The organism is Streptomyces sp. NPDC039430 (genome assembly GCF_055639435.1).
Genome location: NZ_JBVKAK010000006.1, coordinates 241,874 through 262,721 on the forward strand (window position 1 = coordinate 241,874; position 20,848 = coordinate 262,721).

At 70.9% G+C, this 20,848-nt stretch carries 18 protein-coding genes and 1 tRNA gene; 7 read left to right on the forward strand and 12 right to left on the reverse strand.

Translation table 11 applies throughout. The annotated features are described in order from the left end of the window. The first annotated feature begins 46 nt into the window (after nucleotides 1-46). The 3 genes from aztA (at nucleotide 47) to ACZ7LS_RS17635 (ending at nucleotide 2,924) form a co-directional block, all read left to right on the forward strand. Entirely contained in the window at nucleotides 47-751 is a 705-nt protein-coding gene (gene aztA, locus ACZ7LS_RS17625) for a zinc ABC transporter ATP-binding protein AztA (RefSeq protein ID WP_385132687.1), read from the forward strand. A 204-nt stretch (nucleotides 752-955) separates the two neighbouring features. Then, nucleotides 956-2,083 (forward strand): glycoside hydrolase family 43 protein, encoded by a 1,128-nt coding sequence (locus ACZ7LS_RS17630; protein ID WP_382877496.1) that lies wholly within the window; start codon nucleotides 956-958, stop codon nucleotides 2,081-2,083. Nucleotides 2,084-2,159: 76 nt separating this feature from the next. After that, nucleotides 2,160-2,924 carry an IclR family transcriptional regulator domain-containing protein gene (locus ACZ7LS_RS17635; protein ID WP_385132690.1) on the forward strand — a complete coding sequence of 255 codons (765 nt, stop codon included), beginning with the start codon at nucleotides 2,160-2,162 and terminating at the stop codon, nucleotides 2,922-2,924. Nucleotides 2,925-3,419: 495 nt separating this feature from the next. On the opposite strand, the gene ACZ7LS_RS17640 is transcribed toward ACZ7LS_RS17635, so the two are convergent. Next, nucleotides 3,420-3,496 (reverse strand) — tRNA-Pro (locus ACZ7LS_RS17640). Between the two features lie 108 nt (nucleotides 3,497-3,604). On the opposite strand from ACZ7LS_RS17640, the gene ACZ7LS_RS17645 reads away from it, so the two are divergent. Then, complete coding sequence (locus ACZ7LS_RS17645; RefSeq protein ID WP_382515842.1) at nucleotides 3,605-4,087, forward strand: DUF309 domain-containing protein; 483 nt, start codon at nucleotides 3,605-3,607, stop codon at nucleotides 4,085-4,087. Here ACZ7LS_RS17645 and ACZ7LS_RS17650 read toward each other — a convergent pair. Genes ACZ7LS_RS17650 through ACZ7LS_RS17660 form a run of 3 tightly spaced genes read right to left on the reverse strand, consistent with a single transcriptional unit; the run spans nucleotide 4,077 to nucleotide 6,933 of the window. Beyond that, entirely contained in the window at nucleotides 4,077-4,781 is a 705-nt protein-coding gene (locus ACZ7LS_RS17650; protein WP_385132693.1) for a LutC/YkgG family protein, read from the reverse strand. The two genes, ACZ7LS_RS17645 and ACZ7LS_RS17650, sit on opposite strands and share 11 nt — an antisense overlap. Further along, a complete protein-coding gene (locus tag ACZ7LS_RS17655) occupies nucleotides 4,778-6,217 on the reverse strand; it encodes a LutB/LldF family L-lactate oxidation iron-sulfur protein (protein ID WP_385132696.1) in 1,440 nt (479 codons plus the stop codon). Before ACZ7LS_RS17655 ends, ACZ7LS_RS17650 begins: the two co-directional genes overlap by 4 nt. Next, nucleotides 6,214-6,933, reverse strand: a complete 720-nt coding sequence (locus ACZ7LS_RS17660) for a (Fe-S)-binding protein (protein ID WP_382515834.1) — start codon at nucleotides 6,931-6,933, stop codon at nucleotides 6,214-6,216. The genes ACZ7LS_RS17655 and ACZ7LS_RS17660 overlap by 4 nt, the downstream gene beginning before the upstream one ends. Before the next feature lie 132 nt (nucleotides 6,934-7,065). Here ACZ7LS_RS17660 and cobF point away from each other — a divergent pair, with 132 nt between their 5' ends. Next, a complete protein-coding gene (cobF, locus tag ACZ7LS_RS17665; protein ID WP_385132698.1) occupies nucleotides 7,066-7,971 on the forward strand; it encodes a precorrin-6A synthase (deacetylating) in 906 nt (301 codons plus the stop codon). A gap of 119 nt (nucleotides 7,972-8,090) precedes the next feature. Here the strand turns inward: cobF and ACZ7LS_RS17670 are convergent, their stop codons facing one another. Continuing rightward, nucleotides 8,091-11,429, reverse strand: a complete 3,339-nt coding sequence (locus ACZ7LS_RS17670; protein WP_385341597.1) for a family 78 glycoside hydrolase catalytic domain — start codon at nucleotides 11,427-11,429, stop codon at nucleotides 8,091-8,093. A gap of 303 nt (nucleotides 11,430-11,732) precedes the next feature. Between ACZ7LS_RS17670 and ACZ7LS_RS17675 the strand changes: the two genes are divergently transcribed. Further along, the gene (locus ACZ7LS_RS17675; protein WP_382515826.1) at nucleotides 11,733-14,102 is read left to right on the forward strand and encodes a discoidin domain-containing protein; all 2,370 of its coding nucleotides are present in this window, start codon (nucleotides 11,733-11,735) and stop codon (nucleotides 14,100-14,102) included. A 67-nt stretch (nucleotides 14,103-14,169) separates the two neighbouring features. On the opposite strand, the gene ACZ7LS_RS17680 is transcribed toward ACZ7LS_RS17675, so the two are convergent. From ACZ7LS_RS17680 to ACZ7LS_RS17705, 6 genes are all read right to left on the reverse strand, one after another. Continuing rightward, on the reverse strand, nucleotides 14,170-15,018 hold the full coding sequence (locus ACZ7LS_RS17680; protein WP_385132704.1) for a cupin domain-containing protein: 849 nt from the start codon (nucleotides 15,016-15,018) through the stop codon (nucleotides 14,170-14,172). Then, nucleotides 15,015-15,995 (reverse strand): DUF6807 domain-containing protein, encoded by a 981-nt coding sequence (locus tag ACZ7LS_RS17685; RefSeq protein ID WP_382665238.1) that lies wholly within the window; start codon nucleotides 15,993-15,995, stop codon nucleotides 15,015-15,017. The genes ACZ7LS_RS17680 and ACZ7LS_RS17685 overlap by 4 nt, the downstream gene beginning before the upstream one ends. After that, nucleotides 15,992-17,257 carry a Gfo/Idh/MocA family protein gene (locus ACZ7LS_RS17690; RefSeq protein WP_385132706.1) on the reverse strand — a complete coding sequence of 422 codons (1,266 nt, stop codon included), beginning with the start codon at nucleotides 17,255-17,257 and terminating at the stop codon, nucleotides 15,992-15,994. Before ACZ7LS_RS17690 ends, ACZ7LS_RS17685 begins: the two co-directional genes overlap by 4 nt. A 182-nt stretch (nucleotides 17,258-17,439) precedes the next feature. Further along, the gene (locus tag ACZ7LS_RS17695) at nucleotides 17,440-17,859 is read right to left on the reverse strand and encodes an ATP-binding protein (protein WP_382515815.1); all 420 of its coding nucleotides are present in this window, start codon (nucleotides 17,857-17,859) and stop codon (nucleotides 17,440-17,442) included. A 131-nt stretch (nucleotides 17,860-17,990) separates the two neighbouring features. Next, complete coding sequence (locus ACZ7LS_RS17700) at nucleotides 17,991-18,326, reverse strand: STAS domain-containing protein (protein WP_382515812.1); 336 nt, start codon at nucleotides 18,324-18,326, stop codon at nucleotides 17,991-17,993. A gap of 206 nt (nucleotides 18,327-18,532) precedes the next feature. After that, nucleotides 18,533-19,051, reverse strand: a complete 519-nt coding sequence (locus ACZ7LS_RS17705) for a MarR family winged helix-turn-helix transcriptional regulator (protein ID WP_382881995.1) — start codon at nucleotides 19,049-19,051, stop codon at nucleotides 18,533-18,535. A gap of 135 nt (nucleotides 19,052-19,186) precedes the next feature. Between ACZ7LS_RS17705 and ACZ7LS_RS17710 the strand changes: the two genes are divergently transcribed. Beyond that, nucleotides 19,187-20,317, forward strand: coding sequence for a PP2C family protein-serine/threonine phosphatase (locus ACZ7LS_RS17710; protein ID WP_382515807.1), 1,131 nt, complete (start codon nucleotides 19,187-19,189; stop codon nucleotides 20,315-20,317). A gap of 69 nt (nucleotides 20,318-20,386) precedes the next feature. Here the strand turns inward: ACZ7LS_RS17710 and ACZ7LS_RS17715 are convergent, their stop codons facing one another. Next, nucleotides 20,387-20,845, reverse strand: coding sequence for an ATP-binding protein (locus ACZ7LS_RS17715; protein ID WP_382515804.1), 459 nt, complete (start codon nucleotides 20,843-20,845; stop codon nucleotides 20,387-20,389). Nucleotides 20,846-20,848 lie beyond the last annotated feature (3 nt).

Genomic DNA, 20,848 nt, shown 5'->3' on the forward strand with positions numbered 1-20,848 from the left:
CGGGACCCTATAATGAAAATGATTATCAATACAAAGGAGGTTCGTCATGACGGATCCGGAGCAGGTGCCGCGGGTCTCGCTCAGAGGTGTCTCGGCGGGGTACGCGCGCACCACCGTCCTGTCCCAACTCGACCTCGACATAGCGCCCTTGACGGTTACGGCGGTGCTGGGGCCGAACGGGTCGGGCAAGTCGACGCTGCTGGGACTCCTGGCCGGCGTGATTCAGGCGACATCGGGGACGGTGGTCCACCGCACGAGCGTGCGGCCGGCGTTCGTCACGCAGCGCGGCGCGGTGGCCGACGCCCTGCCGCTCACGGTGCGGGAGACCGTGGCCATGGGACGCTGGGGCCGGCTCGGCCTCTTCCGGCGCCCCTCCGCGGAGGACCGCGGGGCGGTGGAGTCGGGCATGGAGCGGCTGGACGTCGCCGGCCTGGCGGAACGGCAGTTGAGCGAGCTGTCGGGGGGCCAGCGCCAGCGCGTCCTGGTCGCCCAGGGTCTGGCGCAGGGCGCCGATCTCCTGCTGCTCGACGAGCCGGCCGCCGCTCTCGACGGCCCGGCCCGCGAAAAGATCACGCGGGTCCTCGACGAGATGGCGGCCGAGGGGGTGACGGTTGTTCAGGCCACACACGACGTCACCGCGGCCCGCCGGGCAGGACGCTGTCTGCTGCTCGACGGCGGCCGAATCGTGGCGGCGGGCCCTCCTCCCGAGGTGTTGCCGACGTCCTCGGCGCTGCCCTCGCGCAGCCGGTGACGACGGCACCGGCGTCCGGAGCACGACGTACCGTCCCCTCGGCCACTTCGCCCGCATGGCGGCGACTGGCTCCGGTGTCGCGAACGCCTCACTTCGCGGCTTCGGCGGAGGAGCCCGGACCGTTTGCCCTCTTGACGGCCACTCACCTCATGGTGATTAGCTGAAGACCTGCCACCTGTCGTGGACATGATCAGGAGGAACCTGATGTCCCCTGCGCGATGGCTCGCCGGCATCGTTCCGCTCGGACTCACCGGCACGCTTGCCCTCGGACTCGTCGGCGTACTTGTCCTCGGGCACGTGACCACCGCCGCACCCGCCGAAGCCGTCACCGCGGTGACGGACGACCAGCCGTCGACGCTCGGCCGCCCCCTCGTCGGCGGCGCGGATCCGAGCGTCATCAAGGCCGGCGACCTCTACGTCTCCGCCAAGTCCGTGGACGGCGGCATCGCGGTGCGGTCGGCGTCCACCCTGGAGGGGGTCGCCACCGCACCCAAGCACCAGGTGTGGCAGGACACCGGCAACCTCGGCGAGGTCTGGGCCCCGGAGATCGTGCACCACGACGGTCACTACCGCATCTACTTCGCCGCCGGCACCGGTGCCGCCCACCGGATGTACCACATCAGCTCGGCCAGTCCGGACACCGGCTACTCCGCCGCCACCAAGGTCGCGCTGCCCGACGACAAATGGGCCATCGACGGGGTGCCGTTCACCTTCGGCGGCCAGCGCTGGTTCGTGTGGTCCGGCTGGTCCGGCGACACCAACGTCGAGCAGAACCTGTACATCGCCCGGATGAGCGGTCCCACCACGGCCACCGGCGGCCGTTACGTCATATCGCAGCCGCGCGAGCCGTGGGAACGGGTCGTGGGCAACCCCTACATCAACGAGGCGCCCCAGCCGATCGCCGACCCCAGCGGGCAGTTGCACATCGTGTACTCCGCGAACGGCAGCTGGAGCAGCCAGTACTGCATCGCCGATCTGCGGCTGCGGGCCGGCGGCGACCCGGCATACGTGTGGGACTGGTACAAGAGCAACGGCTGTCTGTTCGGCTCGCACGCCCCGACCATGATGGCGGGCTGGGACCCCACGCTGAACGTCGACGGCCCCGGCCACCACACGTTCGTCCTGCCGCGCGGCGACATCGCCGCCGGCCCGCCGTCCGGCAACCGGTTCCCGACCATGTTCCACGCGGTCGCCAAGGGCACACCGTATTCATGGGCCAACCGCTACTGGTACACCGGCACGGCCGTCTGGTGGGGCAACACCACGTACCGCCGGGCCAACGTCCCCGGCGCCACCAGCACCGTCGGGTACAGCCTCAAGTTCTTCGAGTGAGAACCCATCCGGGCTCGTCGCGACCGCCTCCGCGAACCGTCGGTGCGCTGCCACCGGCCACGCCTGTCGCTGTCCGATGTCCCTCGCGAGGAGGAGCCCCCATGTTCGACCTGCCCGCACTCTCCCGACGCCGCTTCCTCGGAGCGGCAGGCGCGATCGGACTCACCGGTGCGTTCGGGGCCGGGACGGCGGGCACCGCCCCGGCGGCGGACGGCAACAGCGTCGTACCCATCAACTGGCCGGACCTGGGCTCCTACTCAGGGGCGGACGCCGCCGGACCCCGAGTGACAGCCGTCCTCGCCGGGAGCGCCCGTTATCTGATCGGCCCCTGGTACGCCGCCACCTACACCCACTACCTTCCCGACGGCCATATCGACCTCAAGGGAACCGACGAGCGGGCTGTCCGGCTGCCCGCCATGGCCGCGGTCGCCGCCACCACGGCCCTGGTCACGGACACGTACGACCCCAGGACGCTCTCGGCCGCGAACGCCACCATCCGGACGAACGCCGCGCCCAGTGGTTGCGCGAGGCGCACCTCAAGCCGTTCACCGACCGCACCGTCACCAGCGCGGCCCCTCTCGCCTCGGTCCTGGAGCAGGTGGCGCACGACGGCTTCGCGCTGGTGGACCACGAGTTGGAGGAGGGGCTGCGCTCGGTCGCCGTCCCGCTCCTGGGACGCGATGGGCGGGTGATCGCCGCGGCCAATGTCTCCCTCCAAGCCGGCCGTACCTCCGCCGACGAGGCGCGCGAGACCGTCCTGCCCGCCCTGCGGGCCGCGGCCAGGCGGATCAGTGCCGATGCCGCGCTGATCTCCGAGGTACATCTGCTGCCCTTCGTCTGAGGCCGGCTCGGCCGGTGATCTCGGCCGTTGCCGCTGGGGCACGGTCGGAGTCGCGCGCCATAACGGACTGCACGGGGTACTTCCTCTCGGTGTCGGAGCGGGCCACCGTCCAGATGCTGCTCGACAAGATCGCCGCCGGAGTCCCGGGGGCGACGGCTCGGTATCAGCACGGAGATTCTGGTGGTGTCCCGGGCGGGAAGAGACGGTCCCGCCCGCTGTCGGAGTAGTCGCGGCCTGTGGCCACGCACAACTGCCGGAACCACGCGCCGGGGCTCACGACATAGGACTGGCGCCAGCCAGTGGAATCCGTCGAAACCGGACCTCGCCACCCGCTACGCGCGCCTCGGCCGGGCCCGCGCCGTCGCCGCCGAGGTCCTGGCCGAGCGACGCGCCAAGCTGCTGACCGCTGGACCGGCTGGTCCCCAACTGGTCCCCAAGAACGACGAAAAGGCGGTACCGGATCTCTCCGATACCGCCTGCGACCCGCGAAAACGCTGGTCGGGACGACAGGATTTGAACCTGCGACCCCTTGACCCCCAGTCAAGTGCGCTACCAAGCTGCGCCACGTCCCGATATGTGGCCCCGGTGGGGGAGGAAAATCCCCCGGTCGGCCACACACGAGAACATTACCTCACTCCGAACGGCGAGAAGACGCGCCCCGTCCGCGCGACAATCGGCGTATGAAGGAGAACCGGCGGGATCGTGACGACGAGGGGCGGGCGCGGAGTGCGCGGCCGCGGGATGGGCTGGGGCGACCGTTGGCGTATGGGGTTCCTGGCGTGGAGCGGGGGCCCGAGGGCGTGGTGCGTACGCCCGGGGAGACGCTTTCGGAGGCGCAGCGGCTGCTCGACGCGGGGAAGCCGTTCCATGCGCACGAGGTGTTCGAGGACGCGTGGAAGTCGGGGCCCGACGCGGAGCGGGCGCTGTGGAAGGGGATGGCTCAGCTGGCGGTCGGGCTGACGCACGCCGCCCGGGGCAATGCGACCGGTGGGGCGAGGCTGCTGTTGCGGGGCGCGGAGGCGATCGCCCCGTTCCGTGGCCCGTACGGTATCGATGTGCCCGGACTGACCTCCTGGGCGCGGGAGTTGGCGGTGCGGGTGGCGGGCGGGGAAGAGGTGGACGCGGCCCGCGAGGCTCCTCGGCTGACGTCGCTCACTCACTGAGCAGGATGACTTCGAGCGTGCGCGGACCGTGTACGCCCTCCACCCGGTCGAGTTCGATGTCGCTGGTCGCGGACGGTCCTGAGATCCAGGTCAGCGGACGGGTGGGGTCGAGCCGGGGCATGGCCTGCGGTACGGAACCGACCACCTGGTCGGCGGTGCGTACGACGCAGATGTGATGGTCGGGGATGAGTGTGATGCGGCGCCTTCCCTGGTCGGGGGCCGCGTCCAGGACCAGTGTGCCGGTCTCCGCGATGGCCAGGGCGCAGCCCGTGATCACACTGTCCACGACGTCGAGTTCCCGCGCCGTGGAGCTGGGATCGTCCTCGAACCTGATCAGATCGGTGCCCACCGAGGAGAGCGCGGAGAGCCACAGGGCCGGGAGGAGCGGAGGTACGAGGACGGTACGGGCGCCGCGTTCGGCCAGGAGGCGCGCGATGAGCGCGGGCAGTTCCTCGCTGTCGGTCCGGTGGACGAGCGCGCGGTAGTCGGCGAGGTTCTCGGCGAGCAGGTCGATGACGCGTTCGTCGGGGGTGTGCGTGTCCAGGTAGTCCCGGGCGGGTTCCGGGGCGTCGGGGGCGTCCGCGACGGCGGCGCGGATCCTGGCGAGGATCCGCTCCCGGGATCCGCCGCCCCTGCCGGTGCCCGGAGCCGCGCCCCTGCCGGTGCCCGATGCCGCGTCCGCGCCGGTGCTCATGTTCCTGTGTCCTTACGGTTGTCGTGGTGCTTCTTCCACCAGTCGCGGAACGACTCCGGTGGCAGCTCCGGCAGATCGCGCGCGTCGGTCCACGCCCCCGCTCCCGGGAGTTTCGAGGGATGCAGCCGGCGCGTCCGCGACGCGGCCCGCTCCCCCGCCGCCATCACACGCGGATGGTCGAAGACCCAGCCCGCCGCCTTCATCGCGGCCCTCTCCAGCCGGTGACCCTTGCCGCCCTGGTCCGCGACCCGCTCGCGGAGATGGACCAGTACCTCGGGGATGTCGATGGCGACGGGACACACGTCGTAGCAGGCCCCGCAGAGGGAGGAGGCGTACGGCAGCGACGCGTCGATCTCGCTTCCGGTGCCCCGTAGTTGAGGGCTGAGGATCGCCCCGATCGGGCCCGGGTAGACCGAGCCGTACGCGTGTCCGCCCGCCCGCTCGTACACCGGGCAGACGTTCAGGCAGGCCGAGCAGCGGATGCAGCGCAGCGCCTGGCGGCCGACCTCGTCGGCCAGTGTGTCCGTACGGCCGTTGTCCAGCAGCACCAGATGGAAGGTGCTCGGGCCGTCCGCGTCGTGCGTGCCGGTCCACATGCTGGTGTACGGATTCATCCGTTCCGCCGTCGAGGAGCGCGGCAGCGTCTGGAGGAAGACCTCCAGATCCCGCCAGCTCGGCACCACCTTCTCGATGCCCACCACGGAGATCAGCGTCTCGGGGAGCGTCAGGCACATGCGTCCGTTGCCCTCCGACTCGAAGACCACGAGCGTGCCGGTCTCGGCGACCATGAAGTTCGCCCCCGAGATGCCGACCTTGGCGCGCAGGAACTTCTCCCTCAGGTGCAGCCGTGCGGCCTCGGCGAGCTCGCCGGGGGTGTCGGAGAGACCGTCGGGCGCCGGCCGGCCCCAGGCGCCCATCCGGTCGCGGAAGATGTCCCGGATCTCGCCGCGGTTCCGGTGGATCGCCGGGACGAGGATGTGGGACGGCCGGTCGTCGCCGAGCTGGACGATCAGCTCGGCGAGGTCGGTCTCGTACGCGGAGATGCCCTCGGCCTCCAGCGCCTCGTTGAGCCCGATCTCCTGGGTGGCCATCGATTTGACCTTGACGACCTCGGTCTCGCCGGTCGCCTTCACCAGCTCCGCCACGATCCGGTTCGCCTCGCCGGCGTCGGCCGCCCAGTGCACCACTCCGCCCGCCGCCGTGACCGACTCCTCCAGCCGCACGAGATAGCGGTCCAGATGGCGCAGCGTGTGGTCCTTGATCCGCTTGCCCGCCTCCCGCAGCAGTGCCCAGTCGTCCAGCTCCGCGACGGCCTTGGCGCGCTTGTCGCGGATGGTGTGGGTGGCGTGCCGGAGGTTGCCGCGCAGCGTCTCGTTGCCGACGGCCTCCTTCGCCGCCACCGGAAACGCCGGCATCCCCAGATACGTACCGCTCATGACCAGGGCTCCTCTTCCGTCGACGCCAGAATCTCCGCGAGATGCACGGGGCGCAGCGGGGCGCCCTCGCGGCTCACGATCCCGCCGAGATGCATCAGACAGGAGTTGTCCGCTCCGCAGAGCACCTCGGCCCCGGTGGAGACCGCGTTGCTCACCTTGTCCTGGCCCATCGCGGCCGAAACATCGGAGTTCTTGACGGCGAAGGTGCCGCCGAAGCCACAGCACTCGTCCGCGCCCGGCAGCTCCCGCAGCTCCAGTCCCCGTACCGACTCCAGCAGCTTTCGCGGCCGCTCTCCCAGGCCCAGCAGCCGCAGGCCGTGGCAGGAGGGGTGGTAGGTGACGGTGTGCGGGAAGTGCGCGCCCACGTCCGTCACGCCGACCACGTCGACGAGGAACTCGGTCAGCTCGAACGTTCGTGCGGCGAGGTCGGCGGCGGCCTCGTCGCCGATCCTGGGGTAGTGGTGGCGGACCATGGCCGCGCAGGATCCGGACGGTGTCACGACGTAGTCGTAACCCTCGAAGGCCCGGGTCATCCGCCGTACCAGCGGCTCGGTCTCACGCCGGTAGCCGGTGTTGAACTGAGGCTGGCCGCAGCACGTCTGCGCCTCGGGAAAGTCGACTTCGACGCCCAGACGTTCGAGGAGCCGTACGGTCGCGATACCAGTGGCCGGATAGACGGCGTCGTTGACGCAGGTGACGAAAAGGGCGGCGCGCATGGGCGGAGCATATGTCGGGCGTGAGGGTGCGCGGAAGCCCCTCGGAGAGGGTGATGGATCATCAGACATCCGATGGATATGACCTTCCTTCCTCTGTATGGCGACCACGGGGTATGGGGCAGACTCGGCAGGGTGAGAAAGATCTATGTCATCGGTATCGGCGCGGGCGACCCCGACCAGCTGACCGTCCAGGCGGTCAAGGCGCTCCGGCGCGTGGATGTCTTCTTCCTGCTCGACAAGGGCGCCCGGAAGTCGGATCTGATCGGGCTCCGGCACGAGATCCTCCGCCGCCATGCCGGGGAGCCGGCGGGCGAGCCCGGCGACGGGTCCGCGGGCGAGTACCGCGACGGGCCCCCGGGTGGGACCGGCCACGGCACGGGCTATCGGCTCGTCGAGGTCCGCGACCCGGAGCGGGAGCGCGCGGCCGACGGTGCCGGCTACCCCGGGACCGTCGACGACTGGCGGAGCCGGCGCGCCGCGCTCTGTGAGCGCGCGATCATCGATGAGCTGGCCGACGGCAAGGGTCCCGACGGGGACGAAGGGCCGGGCCCTGGCGGCACCGGGGCGTTCCTCGTCTGGGGCGATCCCTCCCTGTACGACTCGACGCTCGCCATCCTGGAAGAGATCCTGGCGCGCGGCTTGGTCCGGTTCGAGTACGAGGTGATCCCCGGCATCAGCAGTGTCTCCGCGCTGGCGGCCAGGCACCGCGTCGGACTGAACCGCGTGGGCGGCCCCGTACAGATCACCACCGGTCGCCGGCTCGCCGAGGGCTGGCCGGACGGCGTGGACGATGTCGTGGTGATGCTGGACGCGCACGAGTCCTTCCGGCACCATCTGGCGGCCGATCCGGTCATCCACTGGGGCGCCTACGTGGGGACGGACGACGAGATCCTCGTCTCCGGACGGCTCTCCGAAGTGGCGGACCGGATCGGGGAGTTGCGGTCCGGGGCACGCGCACGGAAGGGCTGGATCATGGACACGTATCTGCTGCGCCGGGACCCGGGCCTGTCCGACGGATCGCCGTCGGACAGGCCCTGAGGACCACCACGGCCGGACCGCTACGCCCGGCCGTGGTGAAACGTTCAAAGGCACACCCCCGCGCAGGTCCGCCGCACACCGGCGCGCAGGTCCGCCGCACACCCCCGCGCAGGCCGCCCTCAGCTCCGCCCCACGAAGTCCCAGGCACCCTGCCCCGCCCGGTACACCACGAAGCCCGGCTCCGTGCGGAGATACTCCGCGCCGCGCGGCGCCTTCACCAGCTCGGGGCGCTCGGCGGGCACATGGATCTCCGCCGTCGCGCCGACCGGCACGCGCACCGAGAGCCGCAGATCACGGCCTATCGCGGACCAGTCCACCGAGGCCGTGCCGCGTACCGTACGGATCGAGGTGCGCGCCCACGTGACGCCGGTCCGGCCGTCGGGCCGTACGGTGAACGTCCGGTACCCCGCGTCCCCGGGACGCAGTCCCGCCACGTTCTCGTACAGCCACTGGACGACTGTGCCCTGGAAGTAGTGGTCGCGCGAGCGCGAGTCGACGGGCCACATCTCCCACATGGTGTCGGCGCCGTTGTCGAACCAGTAGCCCCAGCTCGGGTACGTACGCTGGGTGGCGATGGCGTGCGCCACCTCGGGGCGGCCGTGCGCGCACAGGACACGCAGCAGCACGCTCGTGCCCAGGGCACCGGTGTTGAGGTGGTCGCCACGGGCGGCGATGTCGGCGACGAGACTGTCGAGCACCGACGCGCGGGCGCCGCTCGGGACCAGGCCGAAGGCGAGCGGCAGGGCGTTGGAGGTCTGCCGGTAGCCGGGGTCCTTCGCGGTCCGGTAGTGGCCCGACGCGGGGTCCAGGAAGGCGGCGTTGAAGGCGTCCTTCAGCCCGGCCGCGGCCGTACGGTAGCGGTCCGCGGCCTCGCCGTGGCCCAGTAGTTCGCCCAGTTCGGCCGTCTGCGTCAGCGCGCGGTGCAGATACGCCGTCGCCGTGAGCCGGGTGTCCTCGGGCGGGTTGCCGCCGTACCCCGGCGGCAGATAGTCGCCGAGAGCCGTGATGGCGAGTCCGTCCTCCAGCCGGTCCAACTCCCAGTCCAGATAGGCGGTCAGGGTGGACCAGTGCTCGCGCGCCACCCGGTCGTCGCCGTAGATCCGGTACATCTCCCGTATCAGGAACGGGTATACGGTCGTCCATTCCGGGGAGGGCCCGAGGTCGCCGTAGCCCCAGCCGCCGCTGGGCACGATCACCGGCAGCTGCCCGTCCGGGTTCTGACTGTCCGCCAGGTCTCCGAGCCACTTCGTCAGGAAGCGGTGGACTCCGAAGGCGTACGCCATGATGGGCGCGCCGAGCTGCGCGTCGCCCGTCCAGCCGTTCTTCTCGTACATGGGGGTGTCGGTCGGTATGCCGTGCAGGTTGTTGAGGAGGGTGCGGCGCATCGCCCGGTCGAGCTGTCCGTAGAAGGGCTCCGAGCAGTCGAACGAGCTGACCTCGGCCACTTTCGTATGGACGACCCGGCCCAGCACATCGGCGGGGCGCGGGCGGCTCGGCAATCCGCTGACCTGGACATAGCGGAAGCCCTTGTACGAGAACGACGGCTCCCAGACCTCGGCGCCCCCGGGCTCACCCCCGCCGGACCCGCTGCCCCCGGACCCCACGCCGCCCGCGCCGCCCGCGCAGATGTACTCGTCGCGCTGGAAACGTCCCGGCACATGCCCGGTCTCGGCGTGGACGCTGCCGTCCGCCTTGAGCTTCTCGCCATGGACGAGCTGGACGACGGTCCCGGCCGGGGCCCGTACGGTCAGCCGGGTCCACCCCGCCGTCGTACGGCCCATGTCGACGACATACACCCCGGGCCGCAGCTCGGTGATCGCGGTGGGGGTGAGGGTCTCGATGATCTCGATGGGGTCGTGCGGCTGCGCGCGCAGCGTGCCCCTGGGCGCGGCCTGGGGGTTCGGGGAGCGCCAGGAGCTGTCGTCGAAACCGGGCATGGTCCAGCCCTCGGGAGCCAGCCGGGCATCGTATGTCTCGCCCGCGTAGAGCGAGTTGGTGAGGGTGGGGCCCTCGGTGATACGCCAGTCGGTGTCGGAGACGACGGTGGTGCGGGAGCCGTCGGGGTGCTCGGCCTCCAGCCGGCACAGCAGCCGGGGTTCGCCGTGCCACGGCGGCTGGTGCCAGTTCCATACATTGGGAGTGGTCATGCCGTAGAAGCCGCGGCCCAGGGTCACCCCGATCGCGTTGGCACCGCGCCGCAGCAGCGAGGTCACGTCATGGACGGCGTACAGCACGGTCTCGTCGTAGTCCGTGAAGGCCGGGTCGAGCACCTGACCGCCGATCCGCTTCCCGTTCAACTCGGCTGTGTAGTAAGCGAGTCCGCTGATGTAGAGCCGGGCGCGGCTGACCGGTCCTGATACGGTGAACTCGCGGCGCAGCAGGGGCGCGGGCGCCTCGGGGGCGGCGATCGACACACCGGTTCCCCACGGGCCCTGTCCGTAGGGGGCCAGTACGGCCGCCGCGGTCCAGCCGCTGTCGTCGAAGTCCGGCTGCTCCCAGCCCTGTTGAGCGGTTCCGGCGGCGCGCCAGCCGGCGCCGGTGACCAGCTCGTGGCGGGTGCCCCCGACGGTCTCGACGAGCAGCCGTACGAGCAGCCCCGCCGGGTTGACGGAGGCCGCGCCGCGATTGGCCGCGAGGGCGGCGAGGACGATCCGGCCGCCGGTGGCGGACCGTACGGCCTCGGTGACGTCGGCCATCTGTCCGGTGCGCCAGCCGTCCACCTGCTCAGGCGCGTGGAGGACCTGCCGGCCGTCGAGATGGAGGGTGAAATCGTCGTCGGCCGTGGCGAGGAGGGTCGCCCGCGCGACGTCCGTACCCCGCGTGCCCGGCGGCAGTGCGAGTGCGCCGCGGAACCACCGGGCGCCCACGGGCGCGCCGCCGGTGGTCGCCCCCTCGGTCCAGATCCAGGACGCGCCGTCGAAGCCGGGTGGTTCCGGCGCCTGGTCGGCGCCGATCCAGCGGGCCTGCCACGGTTCGGCGCCGAGCGCGGTCTCCCACCAGCCGGCCGTGCTCCACGGTGAGACGCGTCCGTCGCCGTCCCAGACACGGACCTGCCAGTGGCAGCGGGTACGGGGCGGCAGCCCGGGGCCCGCGTAGGGCACGGCGACGGTGCGGTCGGAGGCCACGCGGCCGGTGTCCCAGAGGAGTTGGCGGCCGGCCGCGAGAGCGCGCGGATCGTTCGCGGCCCGGATCTGATAGGCACTCTGGCGGGCGCCCCGGGCGTCCGACGCGCCGCTCAGCTCCCAGGACAGCAGCGGGGCCGCGACATCGGTACCGAGGAGCCGCTCGGTGTATTCGACCGTGGCGGTGGCGACACGGAGCCCGGCCCGCCGCCCGCCCGTTCCCGACGAGCCGCCGGACGGCGCGCCCGCGGCCGGGGAGGCGGCGGCGAGCCCCGCGATCCCCACTCCGGCGCCCGCCACGGAGGTGTGCAGAAGACCTCGGCGTGTCCAGCCCATGCCCATCGCGGCTCCCCTTGAATTGAAACGTTTCATGCCCTGCCGGGCATCGTAGGGCCCACCGCGTCCGCGCTACAAGAGGTGTGCGCGGGACCCCTGGGGCAGGCGGGCCGCGAGACAGCCCCGCACCACCGCGCACCACTCCGGCGTCGCCCGGCCGCCGACATCCGCCCCAGCCCCGAGCGCCCACCGGGTCGAGGATTTTTGCGTTGGTCTCCAAAATTTGCGCGGAATCATAGACTTCTTGTAAGCCAACTTCTAACCTTTTCGCGTCCGCAGAGTCCCCACGAGCCGCAAGGACGTATGTCTGTGACACTCCCCACCGGACCCCCACGAGGCCGCCTGCTCCGGCGCGGCATCTCCGCATCCCTTTCCCTCGCACTCGCCGTGGCCGGGACGGCCGCGGCGGTGGTGCTCTCCACCGCGCCCGCCGCCCAGGCCGCGGCGGTCCCCGCCCCCTCCCCCGTCAATGTCCCCGGCCGCGGCGCCACGGTGCCGTTCAAGGAACAGGAAGCCGAGTACGCCGCCACCAACGGCTCCCTGATCGGCCCCAACCGCCTGTACGGCACGCTGCCCTCGGAAGCCTCGGGCCGGCAGGCCGTGACGCTCGACGCGGTCGGTGAGTATGTGGAGTTCACCCTCACCGCCCCGGCGAACGCGATGTCGTTCCGCTACTCGCTGCCGGACAACGCGGCGGGTACCGGCCGGGACGCGACCATCGATCTACGGGTCAACGGCACGTCCCTCAAGAGCGTGCCGGTGACCTCCAAGTACGGCTGGTACTACGGCGGTTATCCGTTCAACAACAACCCGGGCGACACGAACCCGCACCACTTCTACGACGAGACCCGCACCATGTTCGGGTCGACGCTGCCGGCCGGTGCGAAGGTCCGGCTCCAGGTCTCCTCGACCGCCGCGTCCCCCACGTTCACCATCGACCTCGCCGACTTCGAGCAGGTGGCCGCGCCGATCGGCAAGCCCTCGGGCGCCCTCGACGTGGTGAGCGACTTCGGCGCGGACCCGAGCGGTGCCGCCGACTCGACGGCCAAGATCCAGGCGGCGGTCGACGCGGGCCGTACGCAGGGCAGGGAGGTCTACATACCGCAGGGCACCTTCCAGGTGCGCGACCACATCATCGTCGACAAGGTCACCCTGCGCGGCGCGGGTCCCTGGTACAGCGTGCTGACCGGGCGTGACCCGTCCGACCGCAGCAAGGCCGTCGGTGTCTACGGCAAGTACGCCAACGCGGGCGGCAGCAGCAATGTCACCCTCAAGGACTTCGCCATCATGGGCGACATCCGTGAGCGCGTGGACAACGACCAGGTCAACGCCATCGGCGGCGCCATGTCCAACTCGGTCGTCGACAACGTCTGGATGCAGCACACCAAGTGCGGCGCCTGGATGGACGGCCCGATGGACAACTTCACCATCAAGAACAGCCGCATCCTCGACCAGACCGCGGACGGCGTCAACTTCCACATCGGCGTGACCAACTCGACGGTCACCAACACCTTTGTGCGCAACACCGGTGACGACGGGCTGGCCATGTGGGCCGAGAACGTCCCGAACGTGAAGAACAAGTTCACGTTCAACACCGTGATCCTGCCGATCCTGGCGAACAACATCGTCACGTACGGCGGCAGGGACATCACCATCTCCGACAACGTCATGTCGGACACCATCACCAACGGCGGCGGGCTGCATATCGCCAACCGCTATCCCGGCGTCAACTCCGGTCAGGGCACGGCGGTCTCCGGCACCACCACCGCCGCGCGCAACACCCTGATCCGGGCCGGGAACAATGACTACAACTGGCGCTTCGGCGTCGGCGCGATCTGGTTCAGCGGTCTCAACGAGCCGATCAACGCCACCATCAACATCACCGACAGCGAGGTCCTGGACAGCTCCTACGCCGCCATCCATCTGATCGAGGGCGCGACGAACGGGCTGCGCTTCAACAACATCCGGATCGACGGCGCCGGTACGTACGCGCTCCAGATCCAGGCGCCGGGCACCGCCTCCTTCACCAATGTGACCGCCACCCATATCGCGCAGTCCAACCCGATCCACAACTGTGTGGGCAGCGGTTTCCAGATCACGCAGGGCGCCGGGAACTCGGGCTGGTACGCCAACCCGCCCGCGTGCACGGGTACGTGGCCCGACCCGGTGTGGACCAACGGCGGTGTGCCCGGCGGTCCCACCAACCCGCCGACCGACCCGCCCACCGACCCGCCCACCGACCCGCCGACGGACCCGGGCAATCTCGCGCAGGGCCGTCCGGTCACCGAGTCCGGGCACGCCGAGGTGTACGGCGCGGCCAACGCGGTCGACGGCAACCCCAACTCCTACTGGGAGAGCACCAACAACGCCTTCCCGCAGACGATCACCGTCGACCTCGGCGCGCCGAAGGCGGTCAAGCGGGTGGTGCTGAAGCTGCCTCCGTCGTCGGCGTGGACGACCCGCACCCAGACGCTCAGTGTGTCGGGGAGCACCAACAACTCCACGTACAGCACGCTGAAGCCGTCGGCGGGCTACACGTTCAACCCGTCGAGCGGTAACACCGCGACGGTCACGCTGGACGGGACCCCGACCCGCTATCTGCGGCTGACGGTCACGGGCAACACCGGCTGGCCGGCGGCGCAGCTCTCCGAACTGGAGGCATACACCAGCTGAGCCGCGGACAACGCACGGACCGCCCGGCCGGGTTCTCCCGGCCGGGCGGTCTCGCGTACGGCTCGCGTCAGGAGCCACCGCCCCGGCCGCCGCCGTCCGGGTCGCCGCTGTCCGCCGCACCGCCGCCCAGCCCGCTGCCGTCCGGGTCGCCGGTGTCCGAGTCGCCGGTGTCCGGGGCACTGCCGTCCGGGGCGTGGATGTCGTACGTGTTCAGCCGCCCGCACATGCCGAACCTGCCGTGAGCCGCCGGGAGCCGGGCGTGCAGACCCGCCTCGGTCAGATGCGTGGCGTCACCGGCGGCCAGCCGGTCGAGCTGGGCCCCGGTCTGCCGGGCCGCCTCGGCCGCGCCCGCCTCCCAGCGCGCCCGCCACTCCGCCACTCGGGGCCGTACGAGCGCGGCGGCCGACCGCTGGAAGTCGAGCAGGGGCCGCCGGTCGCCCGCCTCCCACGCCGTGCGCAGCTCCACGAACCCCTCGATCGCGAGATCACGCCGACGGCGCGCGGCGGCGGCCTGCTCGGGCTCCGGCGCGTCCGGGATGCGCACGGCCCGCGCGTAGGTGTCCGGGTCGGTGAGGTACTGGGGCGGCAGTGTCAGTACGGCGTCCCCGGCCTCGGGCAGACCGTTGTTCTGCATCAGGACGACGATCCGCAGCCCGTCCTCGTTGACGAGCCGGTGGATGGTGCCGGGCGTGAACCACACCAGCGCCCCCGGCGCCAGCGGCGTGGTGTCGAGGCCCGCGGGGCTGAGCGTCTGTACGGCGCCCCGGCCCTCGGTCACCACATACGCCTCGGAGCAGGTGAGATGCAGATGCGGGGTGCCACCGCACACTCCGTCGGCGGACTCCCAGTCGTACACGCTCAGATGCGAGACCGCGACCGCCCCGGGGAGTCCGGAGAACCCGGTCGCCCGGCTCACCACGACTGCCGCTCAAGGTACGTGGCGATGTCGTCGCGCTCCCAGCGGCCGTCGGCCACGATCACCCGCCAGCGCCGGGTGAGTGTGTCGCCCGGCCGGAGGACCAGTTCCTCGTAGAAGGCCCAGGAGGCGGCGACCGCCGCGAACGGATCGCTGCGCACGAACCAGTGCGCGGGGTGCTGTCCGCCGGCCCCGGTGTGATCGTTCTCCGGCGCGTGCGCGAAGACGAGGGTGGCGTGTCCGTCGATGCCGTCGAACTCACCGCTGTACGCGACCCACGGGGCCTGGGTCCCCATCAGCTCCTCGCCCTCCATCCCGGGGCCGAGCAGCCGCCCGCCGCGGAAGGCCCGCGGCCCGCGCCAGAAGAGACCGGTGTAGCCGGCCAGTTCGCGCCCCTCGGTGGTGGGGCTGCCGAGGCGCAGCGGCTCGTCGCGCCGGTTGGTGATGACGCCTGACCAGGTCAGTGTCCACGCGCCGGCCGCGGTGTCGACGTCATGGATCTCGATACGGCGTGACTCGTCGGCCCACGCGTCACCGTCGTGGTTGCGCCACACCAGCCGCTCGGCGATCACGGCGCGCCCCGCGTCGGCGGACACCTCGTCGAAGCCCTCGTGGCTCATCGAGCCGACGCGCTCCGGCAGCGCCAGGTAACCCTCGCCGTGTACGTACGAGTTGCCGCCCCACAGGTTCTGGCCCGACAGATGGGAGGCGGTGAGCTGAAGTCCCTTGTGCCAGCGGTGGTCGTTGGGCCGGTAGCCGGTGACCACGCCGCCCGACAGCGTGCGCAGCGGATGCAGATACGGCTTGGCGGCCTCCCACGCCGCCTCGGGCCGGTAGACGTAGCTGAGCAGGGCGATCCCACCGGACCGCAGCTCGATCCGGTCACCGTGCGTGTGGGACAGCAGCAGTCCGGGGCCGGTGCGTACCGCCGCCGTGCCCGGGGCGGCCCAGGTGTCCTGCGTTGGTGAAATGGTCATACGGGGATCTCCGTCGCGGGGGCAGGGCGCGGCGGTGCCCAGCCGGGAACGCCGCCGTGCAGGGCCGTGTGGAAGGGGTCGCCGGGGACGATCTCGCCGGCCCTGACGGTCGTGTCGGTGAACGCCGACTTGTAGAGCGCGGTGATCAGTTCGAGGCTGGTGCGGCCATCGGCCCCGCTGGCGCGCGGCCGGCGTCCGGCCCGCAGATCGGCGACGAGGGAACGGAGCTGCGCCAGATGCGAGCTGGGCACGTCCTCGCCCGGGTCGCGCCAGCGCGCCAGTTCCACGGCGTCCACATCGGGGGCCGGGGTGATCCTCCAGTCGTCGTTGGTGTATCCGTACAGATGCGTCAGCTCGACGGTGGCGCGCTCGCAGTCGATGCGGATACGGCTGACCTCGTCGGGGCTGAGCACGCTGTTGACGACGGTGGCCAGCGCCCCGTTCCCGAAGCGTACGAGCGCCGTGGAGACGTCCTCGGTCTCGACGTCGTGCACCAGGCGGCCCGCCATGGCGCGTACTTCGGTCCAGGGCCCGAGCAGTTCGAGCAGCAGATCCATCTGGTGGATGCCATGGCCCATCGCGGGGCCGCCGCCCTCGCCTGCCCAGTTGCCGCGCCACGGCACGGCGTAGTAGGCGGTGTCGCGGTACCAGGTGGTCTGGCAGTGGGCGACCAGCGGGCGGCCCATCGCACGGTCGGCGATCAGGGAGCGGACATGGCGGGCGCCGGAGCCGAACCGGTGCTGGAAGACGATCGAGGCGTACGGTCCGCCGCCGCCCCCGCCTTCCTCGGCCGCGTCGGTCGCGTCGGGCTTCGAGGACGCTTTCCCCTCGGCCGCCTTCCTCTCAGCCGCCTGCTTCTCGGCCTCCTCGATGGCGTCGAACTCGGCGAGCGAGGGGCACGGGGGCTTCTCGCACCACACCCAGGCGCCGGCGCGCAGCGCGGCCACGGTCTGCTCGCGGTGGAAGACGGGGGGCGTACAGATCGTGACCAGGTCGGGGCGCTGCTCGTCGAGCATGCGGTCGAGATCGGTGTACGGACGCGGGGCGCCGGGGCCGCCGCCCTCGGCGCAGAACGCCCGTACGGCCTCCTCGTCGATGTCGAAAGCGGCGACGATCTCGATCTCGTCGCAAAGAGCGCGCAGGGCAGGGAGGTGCGCGCCCCTGGCTATCCCGCCCGTGCCGATGACGGCGGCGCGGATCCGCCGGTCCGTCAGGGCGCGTGTCGGCTCGCGTATCTGGTCGCGCGGAGACGTCGCGAACACCCCCTATTCGCACTGCGGATCCTGTGCGCCACCGGATCCTTCGCGCACTCTTCGCACACTCGGACGCCGGGACAGCAAGCGCTTTCCACAAGAAACGTAGGATGGCCGTACAACGATGTCAACGGGTGCGGCCCGCCCCGGCAGGGGCGGGCAGCACCGGACCCGCCCCTGCCGGACAGCGCCTAGGCAGACCGCCTGGCGAGCACTGCCAGGATCGCCTTGCCGCCACCCGCGCGGGGCCGTACGGACACCTGCTCCGCCAGTCGTTGGACCATCGGCCAGCCGAACCCACCGCTCCGGCCGGTGAGGTCCGGCGTGCGGTCAAGCGGCGGAGCGGGGCTCGGATCGTTCACCACGATCTGGAGGCTGCCGCGATCCGCGCGCAGTTGCAAAGAGGTCACCGCCCCCGCGTGACGCAGAGCATTGGTGACCAGTTCGGAGACCACCAGCACCAGGTTCTGGGAGGTGTGCGGGGACGGCGCCGGGCTCAGACCGGCGATGAACCCGTACGTCACGTCCCTCGCCTCGGCCGCCACTTCGGGCTGACAGGACCACTCGATATGATCAAGGGACTGGTCGTCGTGTGTCAGCGGGTGGTACATCTGGCTCACCCCGTCGGTTGGGCTTGTCTCGCGGCCATCTCCCGACATCGTTTACCCCAGCAATCGGCAGCGAAGAGCCCGAGAGCGTCTTTCTTCGTACGGGGGCCGTCAGCGCCTTGGCCCGGGGGCCGTCAGCCCGCCGGGTCGGTCACCGCGAGGGCGTCCTCGACCGTTTCGTACACGGGCAGCGCCTGCTCCAGCCCGATGATGTCGAACAGCCGCCGCACGAAAGCGGAGGGCTGGGCCAGCCGCAGCCGCGCGCCCAGCTCGGCACGGGCCTGGAGCAACACGTTCACCGTGGTGGAGTCGGCGAAGTCGACGCGGGACAGATCAACGACGACGGGCCCCGTCACCGTCCGGCCCGCCTCCCCCAGCGCGGGGGCGAGTGGGGCGATGCTCTCCAGGTCGAGATCACCACGGAGGGCGAGAACGATGGCGTCACCGACCTGTCTCGCGGTCATTCGCATGGTCTGACCTGCACTGTGCGGAGGTTGCACGGAGATCCTTCGGGTGCCTGACGGAGGGGCGGAAGAGCACCTCGCGAGAGACACAATAGAAGTGATAGTTGCCATTTGACAACATTCCCTGTCGAGCAACAATCTGTTCACTGTTTCCACACAACACCCGAGCACGGGACTCAGGTGTCCCAGCCAGGAAGTGGGCCTGAATGAAGCTACGCGCTCTCCGCCACATGGCTCCGTCCGGAAGAATCGGCGGGTGCGCCGTCCACGGCTCCCAGACGCTCGTCCGCCGCCACGCGGAAGGCCGCCAGGCCCGCCGTGAGCGTCATGATGTCCGAGGGATCCATCTGCTCCAGCACGAGTCCGACCTCACGGATACGGAAGGCGCGGTACTCGTCCAACACCTGGTGACCCTGGCGGCTCAGCCTCAGCTCGACCTCACGCCGGCTCGTCGGGCTGGGCGAACGGACCACAAGACCCATGGCCTCCATCCGGTCACAGAGCCTGCTCAACGAGGAAGGACGCGAGCCGAGGACCTCTCCCAGCGTGCGCAGATTCGCGCCCTCACGCTTTTCGATGACGAGAAGGGCCCGTAGCTGGGAAGGCGAGACCGGTCCGGAAGGCGCCGCCTCCTGACCACGCCCCCACAGCACCTCAAGCAGTTCCGACGCGGCGCAGGCGGCCTCGGCAACCTGTTCGCTCGGGTACGGCTGACCGGTGAAACGGGACATCGATCCACCCTTTCATCCGGGATGGCCCTTTGTCAGCCCGGACGGATCCGCCCCTGGAAGAAGAAGGCCTGAACGACAGTGACTCTACTCGCGGATGTGGAAAGAGCGGTCCGCTCGGCGGCGCCGCATGCTCTGTTGGACGCGCTCCGCGGCGCCCTCGCCACGTCATACGGCGCGACATCCGTACAGCTCTATCTCGCGGACTACGGACTCACGGTGCTCCAGCGGGTCGACGCGGTCACCGGCCACGCCGCACCGGGGTCACCGTCACCGACGCTGTCACCGGACAACTCCCCGGAGGGCCGGGCCTTCGGCAGCCAGGAGCCGCGCGAGCGGCAGGTGCGGCACGGGGACGCGGTGGATCACCATCTGCCGGTCACCGTCCGTGGCGAGCGGCTCGGCATTCTCACGGTCCGGCTGCCGGGCGACCGGTCCACCCCGGACACCGTGGAGGATCTGGCGCAGGTGGCCGAGCTGCTCGGCCACGAGCTGCTGGTGGCCGAGCGGGACACCGATCTCTACCAGCGGGCGCGCCGGACGGCCCGGCTGACGCTGGCGGCCGAGATGCAGTGGGAGCTGCTCCCGGCGCGGGCCTGTACCGCGCGGGAGTACGCCATCGGCGCGCAGCTGGAGCCCGCCTACGCCATCCACGGTGACAACTTCGACTGGGCGGCGGACGCCGACGAGCTGACGCTCGCGGTGACCAATGGAATGGGCGAGGGGATCCAGGCGTCCCTGCTCACCAATCTCGCCGTCAACGCCCTGCGCAATGCCCGCCGGGCCGGGATCGGAATCGCGGACCAGGCGTCGCTGGCGGACCAGGCGCTGTACGAGCAGCACCGGGGCGCGTCGTACGTCTCCACGCTGCTGCTCCGGTTCGAGCTCGCCACGGGACGGGTCGAGGCGGTGGACGCCGGTTCGCCGCAGCTGTGGCGGCAGCGGGGCAAGACCGTGGAGCGCGTCGCGCTCGACGCGCAGCTGCCTCTCGGCATGTTCGAGGAGTCGGACTATGTGGCGCAGACGTTCCAGGTGATGCCGGGTGACCGGCTGCTGTTCGTCAGTGACGGGGTGTACGCGGTGGAATCGCCACAGGGAGAGGTCTACGGGGAACGGGCACTGGCGCGGGCGATCAGCTCGACCAGTCTGCTGCCCGCGGCGATGGTGCCGCGCGCGGTGCTCCGGGAGCTGGCCGCCTACCGCGAGGCCGAGTCGACGGACGACGCGCTGGTGCTCTGCCTGGACTGGTTCGGCAGGGCGGAGGAGTAGCGGGGCGGGAGAACGGGGGACGGGTCGAGAACGGGGGACGGGTCGAGAACGGGGAACGGGCCGCGCGGGTCAGGTCGACACCCGGCGGCGCTCCAGGTCGAACGCGGCCTGGACGCGCTTGCCGACCGGGACCCGCTCGGCGCTGAGGCGGTCGGCCAGCGCGTGGACGATCTCCAGACCGTGTCCCCCCAGCCGGCCGGGGTCCTGCTCGTAGCGGTGCGGGAGGGTCGTGCTGCTGTCGTACACCGTGACGAGCACCTGCTGGTCCGTGCCCTCCAGCTCCAGCAGATACGGCCCATGGCTGTGCCGCTCGGCGTTGGTGACCAGCTCGCTGACGACGAGCAGCAGATCCCCTGTGGTGCGCTCGCCGAGCGCGGCGAACCACTCCGCCTCCAGCTGCTGCAGAAAGCGGACGGCGAGCAGCCTGGCCGCGGCGATACAGCCGGGCTCGCCGCTGAATTCAGCAGCCTTGCGCAGTGGCCGCACGGAATCCGTGAATGCGGCACCGTTGATGGACCGTTCGTTCATAGC